2 protein-coding genes are annotated in these 2,082 nt (G+C 71.7%); both read left to right on the top strand.

Translation table 11 applies throughout. The features are described 5' to 3' along the window. The coding region (senA, locus tag H0U68_RS04300; RefSeq protein ID WP_296353019.1) for a selenoneine synthase SenA at nt 1-1,141 on the top strand (1,141 nt) is incomplete at its 5' end. Nucleotides 1,142-1,169: 28 nt separating this feature from the next. Then, complete coding sequence (locus H0U68_RS04295) at nt 1,170-2,030, top strand: putative selenate ABC transporter substrate-binding protein (RefSeq protein ID WP_296353016.1); 861 nt, start codon at nt 1,170-1,172, stop codon at nt 2,028-2,030. Nucleotides 2,031-2,082 lie beyond the last annotated feature (52 nt).

Genomic DNA, 2,082 nt, shown 5'->3' with positions numbered 1-2,082 from the left:
GCGCGCCGCGCTGTTGGCCGCGCGCCAGCGCACCCTGCGGCTGGCGCGCGCCTACCAGGCTGCGCTGGGCCCGGCAGCGTGCATCCCGTACGCGGCCGAAGTGAACCCGCCGCTGTGGGAGCTGGGGCACCTGGCCTGGTTCCAGGAATGGTGGATCGCGCGTAACCCGCAGCGCGCCCTGGGCGCGCGTGCCGATCCCGACGCGCCGCGGCCCGCGCCGCTGCTGGCGCAAGCAGACGCCTGGTACGACTCCAGCCGCGTGCCGCACCGCAGCCGCTGGGAGCTGCCGCTGCCCGATGGCGCGGGCGCGCTCGGCTACCTGGAGGCCACGCTCTCCGGCAGCGTGGCGCTGCTGGACGACTTGCCCGACGACGCCGGTGACGACGCCCTCTACTTCTTTCGCCTGTGCGCCATGCACGAGCAGATGCATGCCGAAGCGGCCGTCTACATGGCGCGCACGCTGGGCGTGCCGCTGGAGGAAGACGCCACGCCGGGAACGGCGGGTGCGCCGCGCGAGATCGACCTGCCGGCGCAGCGTTTCCGGCTGGGCTTCGGCGGCAGCGGCTTCGCGTTCGACAACGAACTGGGCGCGCACGACGCGGACCTGCAGGCCTTCGCCATCGACGCCGAGCCGGTGACCTGGGGCGCCTACCTGCCATTCGTGCGGGCCGGTGGCTACGAGGACCTGCAGTGGTGGAGCGATGCCGGCCGTGCCTGGCTGTCCGGCCTGCCCCGGCGCGGCCCCGCCGGCTGGCAGGCGGGCGCGCCCGACGACGCCGTCGCCGTGCACCTCACGGCCCACGAGGCCGACGCCTGGTGTCGCTGGGCCGGCCGCCGGCTGCCGACCGAGGCCGAGTGGGAATGCGCGGCGCTGCAGGGCCCGGGATTCCGCTGGGGCCAGGTCTGGGAGTGGACGGCCAGCACGTTCTGGCCCTACCCCGGCTTCACCGCGCACCCCTACCGCGACTATTCGCAGCCCTGGTTCGGCACCCGCCGCGTGCTGCGCGGCGCCAGCGCCGCCACCGACCCTGCAATGGCCCATGCCCGCTACCGCAACTTCTTCGAGCCGCACCGTCGCGACACCCTGGCCGGCTTTCGCAGCGTCCGCGCGGACGCGGAGCCGGCGCGATCTGTCGTCTAATCGCGGCTGTCCTTTTTTCAAAGCCATCATGAACAACAACAGGATCTTCCTGCGCTGCATCGCTTTCCTCACGCTCGCCGCGGCCATGTTCGCCGCGCAGGCCCAGCAGGTGTTCCGCATCACCGCCATCCCCGACGAGTCGCCCACCGAGTTGGCGCGCAAGGCCGCGCCGCTGGTCAAGTACCTGGAGCGCACGCTCGGCGTGAAGGTGGAGTTCACGCCCGTGACGGATTACGCCGCCGCCGTGGAAGCGCTGGTCAACAAGCAGGTCGAGCTGGCCTGGTTCGGCGGCTTCACCTTCGTGCAGGCCCACCAGCGCTCGGGCGGCAAGATCGTGCCGCTGGTGCAGCGCGAGGAGGACGAGAAATTCCGCTCGGTCTTCATCGCCACCGACCCGGCCATCAAGTCGCTGGCCGACCTGAAGGGCCGCAACTTCAGCTTCGGCTCGCAGTCCAGCACCTCGGGCCACCTCATGCCCCGCAGCTTCCTGCTGAGCGCCGGCGTCGATCCCGACAAGGACATGAAGCGCGTGGCCTATTCCGGCGCGCACGACGCCACGGTGGCGGCGGTGGCGGCCGGCAAGGTCGATGCCGGCGCGCTCAACATCTCGGTGTGGGAAAAGCTGGTCGCGGACAAGAAGGTCGACCCCGCCAAGGTGCGCGTGTTCCACACCACCCCCACCTACTACGACTACAACTGGAGCGTGCACGCCGACATGCCGGCCGCGCAGCGCGAGAAGCTGGCGCGCGCTTTCACCGAACTCACGCCGGCCACGCAAGAGGGCAAGGACGTCCTGGAGCTGCAGCGCGCGACGCGTTTCCTGCCGACGCGGGTGGAGAACTACAAGGGCATCGAGGCCGCCGCGCGCAACGCCGGGCTGCTGAAGTAGGCGCATGCAGGTCGCGCTGCAGGCCGTGTCCGGCCGCCATCCGGCCGCGCGG

It is taken from the genome of Ramlibacter sp., from assembly GCF_013697775.1.
Lineage (GTDB): Bacteria > Pseudomonadota > Gammaproteobacteria > Burkholderiales > Burkholderiaceae_C > Ramlibacter.
The sequence above is the reverse complement of the archived record's forward strand: the minus strand, read 5'-3'. Positions and strand labels throughout refer to the sequence as shown.

Coding starts and splice junctions, on each gene's coding strand:
- H0U68_RS04295 (WP_296353016.1), top strand. CDS start 1,170: ATGAACAACAACAGGATCTTCCTGCGCTGCATCGCTTTCCTCACGCTC.